The 13,494-nt window shown below is 68.2% G+C and carries 18 protein-coding genes; 7 read left to right on the forward strand and 11 right to left on the reverse strand.

Annotated features, from left to right (window positions below; genetic code table 11):
- Window positions 1-32: 32 nt before the first annotated feature.
- Window positions 33-1,139 (reverse strand): tyrosine-type recombinase/integrase, encoded by a 1,107-nt coding sequence (locus ACZZZF_RS17090; RefSeq protein WP_463499693.1) that lies wholly within the window; start codon window positions 1,137-1,139, stop codon window positions 33-35.
- A 167-nt stretch (window positions 1,140-1,306) separates the two neighbouring features.
- Here ACZZZF_RS17090 and ACZZZF_RS17095 point away from each other — a divergent pair, with 167 nt between their 5' ends.
- The gene (locus ACZZZF_RS17095; protein WP_463499696.1) at window positions 1,307-1,735 is read left to right on the forward strand and encodes a hypothetical protein; all 429 of its coding nucleotides are present in this window, start codon (window positions 1,307-1,309) and stop codon (window positions 1,733-1,735) included.
- Window positions 1,736-1,744: 9 nt separating this feature from the next.
- A complete protein-coding gene (locus tag ACZZZF_RS17100; protein ID WP_053097287.1) occupies window positions 1,745-2,005 on the forward strand; it encodes a hypothetical protein in 261 nt (86 codons plus the stop codon).
- Window positions 2,006-2,076: 71 nt separating this feature from the next.
- On the opposite strand, the gene ACZZZF_RS17105 is transcribed toward ACZZZF_RS17100, so the two are convergent.
- Together ACZZZF_RS17105 and ACZZZF_RS17110 are read right to left on the reverse strand one after the other, a co-directional pair.
- Window positions 2,077-3,384, reverse strand: a complete 1,308-nt coding sequence (locus tag ACZZZF_RS17105) for a hypothetical protein (protein ID WP_463499699.1) — start codon at window positions 3,382-3,384, stop codon at window positions 2,077-2,079.
- A gap of 22 nt (window positions 3,385-3,406) precedes the next feature.
- Window positions 3,407-3,730, reverse strand: a complete 324-nt coding sequence (locus tag ACZZZF_RS17110) for a hypothetical protein (protein ID WP_053097283.1) — start codon at window positions 3,728-3,730, stop codon at window positions 3,407-3,409.
- A 69-nt stretch (window positions 3,731-3,799) separates the two neighbouring features.
- Between ACZZZF_RS17110 and ACZZZF_RS17115 the strand changes: the two genes are divergently transcribed.
- Window positions 3,800-3,991, forward strand: coding sequence for a DUF3263 domain-containing protein (locus ACZZZF_RS17115; RefSeq protein ID WP_463499701.1), 192 nt, complete (start codon window positions 3,800-3,802; stop codon window positions 3,989-3,991).
- A 307-nt stretch (window positions 3,992-4,298) separates the two neighbouring features.
- On the forward strand, window positions 4,299-5,252 hold the full coding sequence (locus ACZZZF_RS17120) for an aldo/keto reductase (protein WP_463499704.1): 954 nt from the start codon (window positions 4,299-4,301) through the stop codon (window positions 5,250-5,252).
- Window positions 5,253-5,278: 26 nt separating this feature from the next.
- Here the strand turns inward: ACZZZF_RS17120 and ACZZZF_RS17125 are convergent, their stop codons facing one another.
- The 6 genes from ACZZZF_RS17125 to ACZZZF_RS17150 form a co-directional block, all read right to left on the reverse strand.
- On the reverse strand, window positions 5,279-5,971 hold the full coding sequence (locus ACZZZF_RS17125; RefSeq protein ID WP_463499706.1) for a response regulator: 693 nt from the start codon (window positions 5,969-5,971) through the stop codon (window positions 5,279-5,281).
- On the reverse strand, window positions 5,968-7,233 hold the full coding sequence (locus ACZZZF_RS17130) for a sensor histidine kinase (protein WP_187250560.1): 1,266 nt from the start codon (window positions 7,231-7,233) through the stop codon (window positions 5,968-5,970). The genes ACZZZF_RS17125 and ACZZZF_RS17130 overlap by 4 nt, the downstream gene beginning before the upstream one ends.
- A gap of 40 nt (window positions 7,234-7,273) precedes the next feature.
- Window positions 7,274-8,083 carry an ABC transporter permease gene (locus ACZZZF_RS17135; protein ID WP_053097273.1) on the reverse strand — a complete coding sequence of 270 codons (810 nt, stop codon included), beginning with the start codon at window positions 8,081-8,083 and terminating at the stop codon, window positions 7,274-7,276.
- Window positions 8,080-8,991 (reverse strand): ABC transporter ATP-binding protein, encoded by a 912-nt coding sequence (locus tag ACZZZF_RS17140; protein WP_053097271.1) that lies wholly within the window; start codon window positions 8,989-8,991, stop codon window positions 8,080-8,082. Before ACZZZF_RS17140 ends, ACZZZF_RS17135 begins: the two co-directional genes overlap by 4 nt.
- A 103-nt stretch (window positions 8,992-9,094) precedes the next feature.
- Window positions 9,095-9,478: an MmcQ/YjbR family DNA-binding protein gene (locus ACZZZF_RS17145; RefSeq protein ID WP_056279896.1), complete on the reverse strand. Its 384-nt coding sequence runs from the start codon at window positions 9,476-9,478 to the stop codon at window positions 9,095-9,097.
- 4 nt (window positions 9,479-9,482) lie between these two features.
- Window positions 9,483-10,136, reverse strand: coding sequence for an SOS response-associated peptidase family protein (locus ACZZZF_RS17150; protein WP_056279898.1), 654 nt, complete (start codon window positions 10,134-10,136; stop codon window positions 9,483-9,485).
- A 75-nt stretch (window positions 10,137-10,211) separates the two neighbouring features.
- On the opposite strand from ACZZZF_RS17150, the gene ACZZZF_RS17155 reads away from it, so the two are divergent.
- Window positions 10,212-11,153, forward strand: a complete 942-nt coding sequence (locus ACZZZF_RS17155) for a DMT family transporter (RefSeq protein ID WP_463499707.1) — start codon at window positions 10,212-10,214, stop codon at window positions 11,151-11,153.
- A gap of 5 nt (window positions 11,154-11,158) precedes the next feature.
- On the opposite strand, the gene ACZZZF_RS17160 is transcribed toward ACZZZF_RS17155, so the two are convergent.
- Together ACZZZF_RS17160 and msrB are read right to left on the reverse strand one after the other, a co-directional pair.
- Window positions 11,159-11,707: a nitroreductase family protein gene (locus ACZZZF_RS17160; protein WP_053097263.1), complete on the reverse strand. Its 549-nt coding sequence runs from the start codon at window positions 11,705-11,707 to the stop codon at window positions 11,159-11,161.
- Complete coding sequence (msrB, locus tag ACZZZF_RS17165; protein ID WP_285364169.1) at window positions 11,704-12,108, reverse strand: peptide-methionine (R)-S-oxide reductase MsrB; 405 nt, start codon at window positions 12,106-12,108, stop codon at window positions 11,704-11,706. Before msrB ends, ACZZZF_RS17160 begins: the two co-directional genes overlap by 4 nt.
- A gap of 69 nt (window positions 12,109-12,177) precedes the next feature.
- On the opposite strand from msrB, the gene ACZZZF_RS17170 reads away from it, so the two are divergent.
- Together ACZZZF_RS17170 and ACZZZF_RS17175 are read left to right on the forward strand one after the other, a co-directional pair.
- Window positions 12,178-13,170: a DUF2332 domain-containing protein gene (locus ACZZZF_RS17170; RefSeq protein ID WP_053097259.1), complete on the forward strand. Its 993-nt coding sequence runs from the start codon at window positions 12,178-12,180 to the stop codon at window positions 13,168-13,170.
- 9 nt (window positions 13,171-13,179) lie between these two features.
- Window positions 13,180-13,437 (forward strand): DUF3263 domain-containing protein, encoded by a 258-nt coding sequence (locus tag ACZZZF_RS17175; protein WP_053097256.1) that lies wholly within the window; start codon window positions 13,180-13,182, stop codon window positions 13,435-13,437.
- Window positions 13,438-13,494 lie beyond the last annotated feature (57 nt).

The following is a 13,494-nucleotide window of genomic DNA, read 5'->3' on the forward strand; positions in this document are numbered from 1 at the left end:
CCGTTTCGGAATCGGGGCGGTTCGTTGTTTACTCATGGTTTTCGGACGAACAACTTCGACAGAACAAGTCCGGCAGCCGGGCCGCGGTGCACCTCGTCGGCGTAGTGCTTCAGCGTCGTGCGCTCCGACTCGTGGCCGAGCTGATCCTTTGCCGCTTCGACGCCGAGCTCGTCGCGCAGCACGGTCGCGACGGTCTTGCGGAAGCTCTTCGGCGTCGTGCCCTTCCAGTCCGTGTCGCGCAGCGCGTCGCGCCAGGAGGTCCGATAGTTGTTCGGGTGACGGAACGTCCCCACGCTGGACGCGAAGACGAACGCCGAATAGGACGCCACGCGCCGACGCATCAGCATGTCGACGAGATGATCGGGCAGCTCGAGCTCGCGGTATCCGGCGTCCGTCTTCGTGAACTCCTGGACGAAGAACTTCCCGTCACGGTCCTGCGCGATCGTGCGCCGGATCGTGGCGAGCTTCGCGTCGAGGTCGAGCTGATCCCACTGCAGCGCGAGCAGCTCGCCGGTACGGACTCCGGTGCCGATGATCATGTCCGTCGTGTCGAGCAGCTCACTCGCGCGCGGCCGCCGGCGTCGCCGGTCGTCGGCGGGCCTCCGCTCGGTTCCGGCGTCCCACTCCTCGAAGCGGGCACGCATCGCCCGCACGACCTCGAGGTTCGGGGCGGCGCGCCTGGTCGTGCGCTTCCGCTTCTCCGGTGCTGGAACGTCGGTCATCGGGTTCGGGCGCACGGCGCCGTGGCGCGCAGCGAGCGTGAACATACCGCGCAGCACGACGTGCGTCGTAGTCGCGGTGCCGGGGCCCGAGGACTTCGTGAGCGCGGTGATGAATCGGTCGAGCCGCGGCACGCTGATCTCACTGAGCCGCACCGCGCCGAGGCCGGGGGAGATGTGCTTCTCGATCGCGTTCTTGTAGATCCGAATCGATCCCTCGGCGAGCCGCGCCTTCGAGTCGAGCCACATCGTCGCGAGGTCGCTCACGGTCGAGGCTGACGTGAGCATCTCGCTCGCCGGCGCGAGACGCTTCTTCAGCGCCTTGATCAGCATGCGCTCTGCCTCCGGGGCGGTGCGCCCCTGTCGCTGCATCAAACGGGTGACGCCATCGGAGTCCCGGTAGTAGGCGATCGCGATCATCGTTTCCCCGTCGCCGGAGCAAATCGCGCAGCAGGAAGCGCCGTCGTGGTTCGTGTCGGTGATCCTGCTCCTGCCGCTGCCGCTGCCTCTCTTCCGTCTGGACCTGCTCGCGACCGAGTGGGCCGACCGACGGGCGGTGGAGAGGCGGAAGCCGTTGGAGGTCGCGCGTGACTGATACCGGCATCATCGTCTCCGTCATCGCGCTGCTGTCGGGGGTGCTACTCGCGCTGATCGCGTTCTGGCGGTTTCGACGCAAGGACCGCGCCGACGCTCAGCAGGTCGAGGAAGGCACGATCTCCGGCCGATTCAAGGACGCCGACGCGCTCATGCGGTACATCGACGAGCGCGTCGACGAGCGCACCGCTCAGCTGGTTACGCAGCTTGAGGAGATGCGGGAGAAGCTCAAGACCGTCGGCGCCGAGTCGCACGAGATGCATGACGCTGTCCGAGCCCGCGAGACACAGCTCTGGCTCTGGAATCACCGCGGCCGCCCCGGCGACCTTCCCATGCTCCCCGAGCCCATCCTTCGACGCCTCGGCCTCGGCCACATGGTCCGCGACGACTGGCCCACTCAACCCCTCAACCCCAAGACCTAGGAGGTCACCATGAGCACGCCCACACAGACGCCGAACGTCGTCGTCCAGAACCCCACCGTCCGCAAGGCCGCTGGCATCGTCCTCGGCGCCGCTGGCATCATCCTCGGCACGGCAGTTGTCGTCGACGGCGCGACGGCCGCGTTCGACATCACCGAGATCACGACCCCGATCACCGCCGGCTACCTCTACCTGTCGAGCCTGTTCGGCCTCGCGGTGACCGTGCCGAACGTGCCGACTCCGCGCGCGCTTCTGCGCCGCGATCTTCGCTGAGCCCTGCACGGACACAGAAGACCCCCACCTAGCCTTCGGGCCGGGTGGGGGTCTTTCGTCGTTGTGGTGCGTTAGATCGCGGCGACTCTGTTGAGGAATCTCTCGACCGTCTGCCCCACGACTACGTCAGGCTTCAACTGATCGACTAGATCCCAGTCGAAGTCGGGCCCCCAGTGGAAGTGGAATTCGCTGAAGAGGTGCTTTCCCCACCAGGAGAGGTATCCGGCGAAGTCACCGGTTCCGAAGAAGGAGTTGCCGAAGATGAGCACCTTGAGCGGGCTCGGCGCGGTGCTGTTGGTCCACCTGAAACGCCGGCCCCTCATTCCGCCATCGGCAGGGAAGTGGTTCTCGATCATCGTGATGCCGTCCGCGTAGGCGGCAAGTTCATCGTCGCTCGGTTCGACGATCCGTGAGTAGAGAGGCAACTTGAAACGGCCGGTGAGGTCACCGACTGCATACCGGAACTGGTACATGCGAACGGCGTCGACGATGGGCACGAGCTGGGAGTCGATTTGCGCGGCGAGGGCGGAGAACATTCGCTGAGCGCCGACGGCTGAGAAGTGCGTGTCCGCCATCAGGAATGGATCGTCGACGTCGCTCCACTGCTCGAAGGGGGACAGGCCGCTGACGTAGAAGTCGGCGTCGCGCAGCCTGCTCTCGATCTCTTGGAGCACGGGGCTCGGACCCTCAATGTCGACAGGGGCATCGTCGCGCAGGACGGTCAGCTTCTCCGGGATGATGGTCTGCACGAAGCGCGTCCCACGTGCCTCGCAGCCTTCTCCTCGCTGGGCGAGCACATCCATCCACCGGTCAACTCGCGACATGAGTGCATCGTCGACAGGCTCGGCGTACAGCGACAGCAGGGAGTTGCTGCCCTCGGTGAGGAAGAGATGCCCGCGCAGACCGATGACCGCTGACCCATCCATCGACGGCAACCCGGCCGGCATGAGCATGGGGGACAGGTTGCCCGCCTCGACCTGGTGCTTCACCGCGTTCCGCTCTTCCGAAGACCAGAGGGTCGTCGACGACGACGACTCACCATTCAGTTCTTCGACGGCGGTCTTCTTCAGAGTGGCTAGACCGTCGGCTCCGAGGCTCAGAGCTGCTTCTCGACCATCACTCAGAGCCTTGACCTGGAACCGTCCGGATACGACATCGAGAGCGGTGAAGGCACGGGAGCACTCGAGGGAGAACCACGCATCTTGGGTCGTGATCTTCTGCAGGTCGTTACGAGTTGCGCTCGGTCTCGTTTCCCCGACGATCTCGCCGTCGAAGGTCGCGACCACGCGCACATCCCGGTTGTCTTCCGCCTCTTCGTCGTACACCCAGCCCCTGATGGTCTGCTTGCCGAAGTCGAAGCGTTCCGCGTATCCCCTCATTAGGCCAACTGTAGCGAACGGGTCACCTGCCGCGTTCTGGCCACGACGCACCTGCGTGCGCGGTCGGCGTCCGGTGGTCGGGCTGCGCGCGGCGGTTCGCGCCGATCGCGATCCACGGCTCGAGTCCGGGCAGCTCGCGCAGTGCGGTGCACAGGGTGATGATGTGGGCCTCTTCGAAGAACCCGACCCAGAGGCCGACGGACTCGGTGAGGATATCGAGCCGGTCGCCGGCAGTCGCGTAGAGCTCGGCGATCACAGGGCCCGGGTCGCTGGTGTACCTGTTGGGTGAGCAGATGGCGTCGAGTTCGATGCTGAGCATCACGTCGGGGGAGAGCCTTCGAGGCATGGCCGGGTGTCCTTCCTCCGGCCGAGATGATGAGTCTACGTCGCCGTGCCGACGTCGGTGGTTGGAGGGATGATCGGAACCGTGACGCCTGCTGACATCCTCGCTTTCGAGGCCGCCAACCCGCACCACACGCCGACCCGAGCCGAGCGCATCCGCCGCGAGCTCGGCATCACCCCGATCAGATACTTCGTGCTGCTCAGGCGTGCCGCCAGCTCGGCCGAGGGGATGGCAGCCGACGCGATCACCGCTCGGCGCCCGTGAACAGATGGCGATCCGCGCTGCTGCGCGGGCGCGCAGGACCGCGGCGTAACCCCTCGCTGATGCTCGTCGTATCCATGGTTTAGTCATGGTTTTCGAGGCGTACCAACCTGTACATGGTTGTACTGACCACGCGGAATCGCGCAGAGAGTCCAGAAAAGTACACGCATGGACACCGCATCCTTCAAACGGGGGTTGCAGGTTCGAGTCCTGTAGTCGGCACCGTCCAGCGGATCGCATCCGCGCCTCCCTCGACGACACAGATCGTCACACGGGAAATAGTGCGAGCAGAGCACACGTTCTCCCCGGTATGACTCGTATCGGAAACAGTGACCTAGACGTCTTCCCGCTCTCGCTCGGAGGCAACGTGTTCGGCTGGACAGCCGACCGTGATGCCTCGTTCGCCGTGCTCGACGCCTTCGTGGCGGGTGGTGGCGATTTCATCGACACCGCAGACGGGTACAGCTCGTGGGTGCCGGGCAACTCGGGCGGCGAGAGCGAGACGATCATCGGTGAGTGGCTCGCGTCACGCAAGCCCGAAGGCGTCATCGTGGCGACCAAGGTGAGCCAGCACCCGGAGTTCTCCGGGCTGTCGGCGTCGAACGTGCGCAGGGCCGCCGAGGCATCGCTCGCCCGACTGGGCGTCGACGCCATCGATCTCTACTACGCGCACTTCGACGATGAGACCGTGCCGCTGGAGGAGACGGTCACCGCATTCGGCGAGCTCGTCTCAGACGGCCTCGTACGCAACGTCGCGGTGTCGAACTACACTGCGCAGCGCATCCGCGAGTGGGTGGAGATCGCCCGTCGCACGGGATCGGCGTCGCCCGTCGCCGTGCAGCCCCACTACAACCTCGTTCACCGCAACGACGTCGAGGAGACGATCATCCCGGTGGCGCAGGAGTTCGGTCTGAGCCTGGTGCCCTACTACTCGCTCGCGAGCGGATTCCTCACCGGCAAGTACCGTTCGGCGGCCGTCGAGGGTCAGACCTCGCCGCGCGCCTCCGGTGCGGCCAAATACGCGACGGAGGCGGGGCTGCGCATCATCGACGCTCTCGAGGAGATCGGCGACGCCCACGGCGCCTCGATCGCGGCGACCTCGTTGGCGTGGCTGCGTGCTCAGCCGACGGTCGCCGCCCCGATCGCGAGTGCGCGGACGGTCGAGCAGGTTCCTGACCTTCTCGCCGGAGCGCGATTGGAACTGCGCGAGGACGAGATCGAGACGCTGAACCGCGTCTCCGAGTGGACACCGGCGAAGGCCTGAGGCTGTCGGCCTGTCCTCCGCCCTTGCTAAGAGCCCGAGGACAGGCCGCCGTCGACCAGACCCATCCTGTGAGCCAGGATGACCAGGTGGATGCGGTCGCGGGATCCCAGCTTCGACAGGATCCTGCCGACATGCGTCTTCACGGTGGATTCGCTGACGAACAGCGCCTGAGCGATCTCCGCGTTCGTGAGGCCGCGCGCGATCTCGACGAAGACGTCGCGCTCGCGGTCGGTGAGGTCTGCCGTCAGGTCCTCGGTCGCAGTGGCGGACGCTGCCGGTGTCGCGCCGAGCGTCGGGGTCACATGCTCCAGCAGCATCCGCGTGACCCGCGGTGAGAGGGCCGCGTCACCGCGGTGGATGGCTCGGATCGCCGAGATCATCTCGTGCCTCTGCGCGTCCTTCAGGAGGAATCCGCTCGCGCCGGCGCGAATCGCGCCGAAGGCGTACTCGTCGAGATCGAACGTCGTGAGCACCAGAACACGGGTGTCCGGATTCTCGCGGACGATGGCCTCGGTCGCCGCGATCCCGTCGAGCCCCGGCATCCGGATGTCCATCAGCACGAGGTCGGGACGGAGTCCGGACGCCTGGACGATCGCGTCATGCCCGTCCGCGGCCTCGCCGACCACGACCATGTCGGCCTCGGCGTCGAGCACCATCCGGAAGCCGACGCGGATGAGAGCCTGGTCGTCGACGAGGAGAAGCCTGATCGGCTCGGTCATGGTGCATCCTTCGGTTCGAGGTCAGCAGGATCGGCGGGCGACACAGGCAGCTCGGCGCGCAGCATCCACCGACCGCGTTCGACGGGTTCAGAGGTGATCGTGCCGCCCGAATGCGCGGCACGTTCCACGAGCCCGCGCAGGCCGAACCCGGTCGTGCCGACAGGGCCGGAGACGCCGTCGTTGAGGATCTCGACGATCACCGAATCCGAGGCGTAGATCAGCCTGACCTCGATCGACGTCGCCATCGGCGCGTGCCTCATGGCGTTCGTGACGCCTTCCTGCACGATGCGGCCGAGCGCATGCGACAGAGCGGTGGAGATCGAGGCGGTGCCTGTGACGGAGAGCGTCACCGGAAAACCGGCGCGCTGCGCCACTGCGACCGTCTCCTGCGGCGGCGTTGGCTCGAGAGGTGCCAGGGGGAGTGGCGAATCATCGGCGCGGAGGACTCCGAGCATCGCGCGCATCTCGGTGAGCGCGCTGCGAGCCGTCTCGGCGGCGGAGGACGCCGCCGTTCGTGCCTGCACGGGATCCGGTGTCGCGGCTGCGCCCTCGGACAGGGCGACGATCACCGTGAGCGAGTGCGAGACGATGTCGTGCATCTCGCGGGCGATGCGGGCGCGTTCGCCTGCTGCGGCCAGCTGGGCCTGCTGATCGCGTTCCACGAGCAGCTGGCGGGAGCGGTCGATCACCGCAGCCAGGTAGCGTTTGCGTCCTCCGACATTCACACCGATCAAAGTGCCGATGAGTCCGAGGACCAGCGACATCACGACGGCGTTCGCGGCGATCTGCAGAGTGATGACGCCGGTGAGGGTGAGCGCACCGGCGAGCGCCGCGAGCGATGCGATCGCGATGCCGAAGCCGGTCCACGCCGCCCGCGACGAGCGGTACACGGCGAGCGAGTAGCAGCTGACCAGCAGGACAGGAGCGCCGATCGGCTGAAGCGCGAAGAGGAACAGGGCTTCGAGTGCGAAAGATGCCACGAACGGCACCAGCGGGTGTCTGCGCCGCCAGAGCAGAGTCGCGCAGGTGCCGACCACCGCGGCGGGGACCAGGATCGCCACGCCGATGGCGAGGGGCATCGGAAGATCGCGGGTGATCGCACCAGCGGGAACGAGGGAGAGGAGCAGGCACAGGATCGTGATGACGACGTCGGCGACCACCGGATGCCGCGCCCAGAAACGGCGTAGGACGCCGGGGGGACGCGGCAGCCGCAGCCCCTCGTCCTCGCGGACTGAGGTGCTGCGGCTGATCGGGGTGGTCACCGGCCGACTCTACGCGGATCGGTCATCGGTCGGCTCTCGGTCACGCGTCGCGGGTGCGGAGCACGCCCCAGGCGGCGAGCATGCCCGCAGCCACCCAGCCGGCCAGCGTGAGATACGCGACCGGGCCCTCGAGGGCGGCTCCCTCGGGAAGGATCGCACTCTGAGCGGCGGCGACCGGCAGGTAGTTCGCGGTCTCGAGGAGCCACGTCCACGCGTCGCCGGCGATCGTGAAGAAGCTCGCGACGATCGGCAGGACGAACAGCAGGCCGACGGTCGCGGCGATGGCTCCGGCGCCCGAGCGCAGGATGAAGCCGAATGCGACGCCGATGAGAGCGAAGACGGACATGGCAAGCGACGACACGACGATCGGAAGGAGCGATGCCGCCGGATCGGACCAGTCGATGCTCTGATCGCGCGACGCGACGACCGCGGAGACGGCGACAGCTGCGGCTGAGAAGATCACCAGAGACGACACGAACAGGAAGACCGCGATCACGACGGCCTTGGCGGCGAGCACGGAGCCGCGCTTCGGGTTGGCTGCCAGCGTCGAGCGGATCATTCCGGTCGAGTATTCACCCGTCACGGAGATCGCACCGAGGATGCCCGCGAGCAGCATCGTGAACTGGATCGGCATGACCACGGCCTGAATGGGGTCGAAGCCCGGCAGGTCGATCGCCTGAGCGATGAGCACCGCGATGCCGACGGTGAGCACTGCGGCGATGCCGATGGACCACCAGGTGGAGCGAAGCGTGGAGAGCTTGATCCACTCGCCGCGGATCGCGCGGACGAACGTGAGGCGGTGTCCGGTGTCGACGTGCTGGCGCGTGCGGGCAGGAGCCTGGACGGTCATGAGATCTCCTTCGTGCGGTACTCGACCGAGTCGCCGGTGAGCGCCAGATAGGCGTCTTCGAGCGACCCGGTGGTCGGGGTGAGCTCGTGCAGGGGGATGCCGTGTCGAGCGGCGAGGTCGCCGATGCGGGAGGCCGGCAGGCCGACGATGTCGAGAAGGTCGGGAGCCGAGCTCACGATCTCGACCGACGGACCGCCGACCGCTGTGGCCAGATCCGCTGCGCGGGGCGTGCGGACGCGCACGGTGTTCGTCGTCCAGGCGCGGACAAGCTCTTCGAGCGGAGCGTCGGCGAGCACTCTGCCCCGGCCCATCACGATCACGTGATCGGCGGTCTGCGCCATCTCGCTCATCAGGTGGCTGGACAGCAGGACCGTGCGCCCCTCGGACGCCGCATGGCGCACGAACTGTCGCACCCATCGCACCCCCTCGGGGTCGAGGCCGTTGACAGGCTCATCGAGGATCAGCGTGTGCGGATCCCCGAGCAGGGCCGAGGCGATTCCGAGCCGCTGCCCCATGCCGAGTGAGAACTTCCCGGCGCGCTTGCGGGCGACGGGCGCGATGCCCGCCAGGTCGATGACCTCGTCGACGCGCGACGCGGGGATGCCGTGGGTCGCCGCCATCGCACGCAGATGATTGCGAGCGGTGCGGCCGGTGTGCACCGCCTTCGCGTCGAGAAGCACCCCCACCTCCGTGAGCGGGGCGCGAAGCTTCCGGTACTCCCGGCCGGCGACGGTCGCGATGCCGGACGTCGGTCGGTCGAGGCCGACGATCATGCGCATCGTGGTGGATTTTCCTGCGCCGTTCGGACCGAGGAACCCGGTGACCGTGCCCGGCTTGACCGTGAACGACACGTCCTGGACGGCTGTCTTGTCTCCGAATCTCTTCGTGAGGCCTTCTGCTGTGATCATGTCTACGACGCTATCGACGGCGCCGCAGCCCGCGCGTCCTCCCTGGGTACCGTTCCCCGGAGGCAGCGGGTCATCCTCACGGTGGATGGCCGGTGCGGAATCGTCAGGACGAGGGGCGCCCGAACAGGTCGGGATCCACGGGCCGCTGGGCGCGTGGGAGCTTCTCGACCACCAGACGGTACGACTCCGTGACCAGCTCGGACACGAGTTCCTCGTCGAGTGACGGCCCCGGCATGAGGGTGATCCAGTGCTTCTTGTTCATGTGGTACCCCGGGACGATGTCGGCGAAGGTCTCGCGCAATGCGACCGAGTCGTCGGGGTGCGACTTGAGCGTGACCCTCCCGGTCTGGTCGAGAGGGATCAGCAGGAACACGCGTCCGCGCACCTTGTACACGTCCCACTCGGGACCGAACGGGTTCTCCCGCGCCGCGCCCGGCAGCTCCTCTGCACGCTCCGCCGCGGTGGCGACGAGATTCGTCGAATCCATGAGCTCAGAACAGCCGATCCGCGCCCTTGTCGCTCGCGCGCGGCGCGGCGTGCACGCGCTCGTCGAGCGTCGCAGCGGCGAGCAGCGCCTCGTCGATGATGTCCTTCGTGGGCTCGGCGGTGAGCCACTCCTCACTCAGGGACGCGGGGATCAGCAGCGGCATCCGGTCGTGCACGTCCGCGAGGTGCGGAGGAGCCGGGCGCATCACGATCGAGTAGCAGGTGAAGGACTCGCCGTCGGCGGTGCGACCTCTCTGGGTGACCGCGGCCATCCCGAAGAGGGCCCCCTCGTCGACGAGGAACTCGTGCCACACGCGCTCGGGCTTCTTCATCTCGTACCAGCTGGTCGCAGGGACGAGCGCGCGACTCTTCAATCCGCCGGGGCGCTCCTGCAGCCGCTCGGAGCGGGTGTTGATCGACGGGAACTTCGACGGCTCCCCGTTGATGAGGAATCCCCACCACGCCGGCTCGAGCGTCGGAGCGGTGTCGGGCTGGACGACGATCGGATTGAGATTGCGGAGGTTCTTGCCGGTGGGGCGAACGGTCTCGCGGGCATTCTGCTCAGCCCACTCCCGGAGACCGTCGAGCACGGCCTCGTCGGCCGCTGCGAGGAGTTCGGTGTCGGTGAACCGGGGGTCAAGTCCGTAGCTCGCGCACATGCCGTCAGGGTACGCCCGGCCACGGACATCGTGCACGCTGCGGGAGGAGGATCCTCGCTCGGCTAGGGTCGACGGGTGACTCAGGTTCGTCGTCTCTCCCCGCCCCTCGCGCTCGGCGGAGCAGTCGCGATCGGCGTCATGACGGCTGTCCAGGCCCGGATCAACGGAGTGCTGGGCGTCGAGATCGACAACGGCATCGCGGCCGGTCTCATCTCGTTCTCCGTGGGACTCGCAGCCCTGGCGGTCGTGATCGTCTGCCTTCCCTCGGCTCGTCGAGGCGTCGGACGACTGCGCAGCGGCATCCGCGATCGGACCATCCCGTTCTGGATGCTGCTCGGCGGCGCCTGCGGCGCACTCACCGTATCGACCCAGGGGATCACCGCCGGCGTGCTCGGCGTCTCGCTGTTCACGGTCGGCGTGGTGGCGGGACAGACGCTGCACGGCCTCGTCCTCGACAGGATCGGGTTCGGCCCGGCGGGAGTCGTCGCGATCACGCCGGGACGCGTGGCGGGCGGCGCGTTCGCGCTCGCCGCAGTGGGCATCTCCCTGAGCGGGGACGTGCTGGCCACCGCACCGCTCTGGATGCTGCTGCTGCCGTTCGCCGCGGGTGTCGGCATCGCCTGGCAGGCAGCGACCAACGGCAGGCTGGCTCAGCGCGTGAGGTCGCCCCTCGCGGCCACCTTCATGAGCTTCATCGCCGGCACCGTCGCGCTGCTGGCCGCCGCGGGCATCAGCATCGCCGTGCGAGGGGTGCCCGATGCGCTGCCGACCGAGCCGTGGCTGTACCTCGGAGGATTCCTCGGCGCGGCGTACATCCTGCTCGGCGCCTTCATCGTCGCGCATACCGGCGTGCTGCTGATGGGCCTCGGCTCGGTGCTCGGTCAGCTCGCCACGTCGGTGATCATCGACCTCATCTGGCCCGCGGCCGCGGGGCCGGCGCTCTGGCAGATCGTCGGCATGGTGATCGTCGCCGTGGCATCCGTGGTCGTCGCACTCCCGCGGCGCCGACGCAGCTGAGCGCCCTACTTCTTCTTCGGCTGCGGCATCCGCGTCACGAGTGCCCGGGCGTCGACCGGCTTGCGGCGTCCCGGCTTCTTGCCCTGCGGCTTGCCGCCGACATACAGCCAGCCGAGCAGCTCTTCGTTCTTGCCGATGCCGTGAGCCTTCGCGATGGCCTTCGAGCGCGTGTACCGACCGGTGCGCCACAGCACACCCCAGCCGGCCTCGTCGAGCAGCAGGCTGAGCATGTGGGCGACGCCTGACGCGACCGCCTCCTGCTCCCACCGGGGAACCTTGTCGCTCTTGCGATAGCTGGCGACCACGGCGATCAGCAGCGGAGCGCGAAGAGGCTTGGTCGACGGGGACTTGTCACCCTCCGCCTTCGCGATCGCCGCGCCGAGCACCTCGCGGTCGGACCCGCGGAGCTCGATGAGACGCCACGGGCGCAGCGACGAATGATCGGCCACACGACCCGCTGCGGCGACGAGCGTCAGCAGCTCATCGCGCGACGGCGCGTCGTCGGTGACCTTCGACCAGGACTGCCGTGCGCGGACCGCCTCGAGGGCGTTCACGACTCTTCGGGTGTGAAGTTCAGGGCGATCGAGTTCATGCAGTAGCGGTCGCCGGTGGGCGTGCCGAATCCGTCGGGGAAGACGTGACCCAGGTGAGAGCCGCAGCTCGCGCAGCGCACCTCGGTGCGCACCATGCCGAGCGTCGTGTCCTCGATGAGCTGCACCGCGTCGGGGCGGATCGACTCGTAGAAGCTCGGCCAGCCGCATCCGGAGTCGAACTTCGTGCCGCTCTTGAACAGCTCGGCACCGCAGGCGCCGCAGGTGTAGAGGCCCGCTCGGCCCTCGTCGAGAAGCTCGCCCGTCCAGGCGCGCTCGGTGGCGGCTTCGCGCAGCACGGCGTACTGCTCCTCGCCGAGCTCCTCGCGCCACTCTTCTTCGGTCTTGTCCACGCTGTACGACATCGGTCCTCCTGGGGGTCTGATCCATTCTCTCGCGTTCAGAGGCGCTCGGCGCCACGAGACAATGGATCCATGACGGATGCCGTGCAGCAGCGCTACGCGCGTTTCGCCGAGCAGGAGGCGCCGGGGCGCAGCGACCTGTATGTCGAGTGGGCCGACGGTGTCGCCGCCGACTCCGAGGTCCAGGGCGTGCTCGCGCGGATTCCGGAGAACAGACGGCAGCCCCCGCTCGTGTTCGCGGTGACACGGATGCTGGGCGCCGGCCTCGTCGGCTACGGCGCCTGGCGGTCATTCGTGATCGCGCGCGCCGATGAGATCGTGGCCGAGTGCAGCGGCCGGCGCCTGCAGACGAACGAACCTCTGCGTCTCGCGCCACTTCTGCCTGCGCTGTCGGAGATCGACGGCCCGATCGCGCTGCTCGAGGTCGGAGCCTCCGCAGGACTGTGCCTCTATCCGGACAGGTACTCGTATCGCTTCGTGGGCGCGGACGGGCGGCTGCGCGCGTCGCTCGACCCCGCGGACGGCCCCTCCACCGTGATCCTCGAGAGCCGTGTCGACGGAGCCCTTCCGCCGATGCGGATGCCCGATGTGGTGTGGCGAGCGGGCATCGACCTCGCGCCGCTCGACGCGCGAGACGAGCGTGACCGGCGCTGGCTGCTGGGTCTGGTGTGGCCGGGGGAGGAGGGGCGCGAGCAACGGGTGTCGGCGGCGCTCGACATCGCGGCATCCGCCCCTCCCCACCTCGTCGCAGGCGACGCGCTCGAGCAGATCGACGAGCTCGCCGCCGAGGCGCCCCGCGACGCCGCCCTCGTCGTCACGACTCCCGGCGTGCTGGTGCACATTCCCCGGGAGGCCCGTGAAGCCCTCGTCGACCGCATCCGGGGACTCGGCGCGCGCTGGCTGACCATCGACCCTCCCGCGCTCCTCGACGCCTGGGATCCGCCCGTCGTCGCAGCGGAGTGGCCCGGTTTCGTCGTGGCGCTCGACGGGCAGGTGCGCGCAGCCGCCGACCCACTCGGGCGATGGTGGGAGTGGCGTGCCGGAATCGGCGGGGCGGCGACCTAATCTGATCTCATGCTGGGAGAGCTGAGCGAGCGCGATCGTGCGATCCTCGCGCTGGAGACCGCGTGGCCGCGGCACGGCGGCGCGAAGGAGGAGACCATCCGCGCCCAGCTGGGTATGAGCGCCGCGCGCTACTACCAGCTCCTCGGACGTCTGATCGAGTCGGAGGCCGCCCTCGAGTACGACCCGATGCTGGTGCGTCGGCTGCGGCGCATCCGCGACTCGAGATCATTCCAGAGAGCCGCTCGCACGCCCGGTTTCGTCGGCTGACTCGCGCGTCCGCCACGCGCCGACGGCGCTCGATGCGGATACAGAGGTCGGTGCCGT

Source organism: Microbacterium sp. AC215 (genome assembly GCF_979258645.1).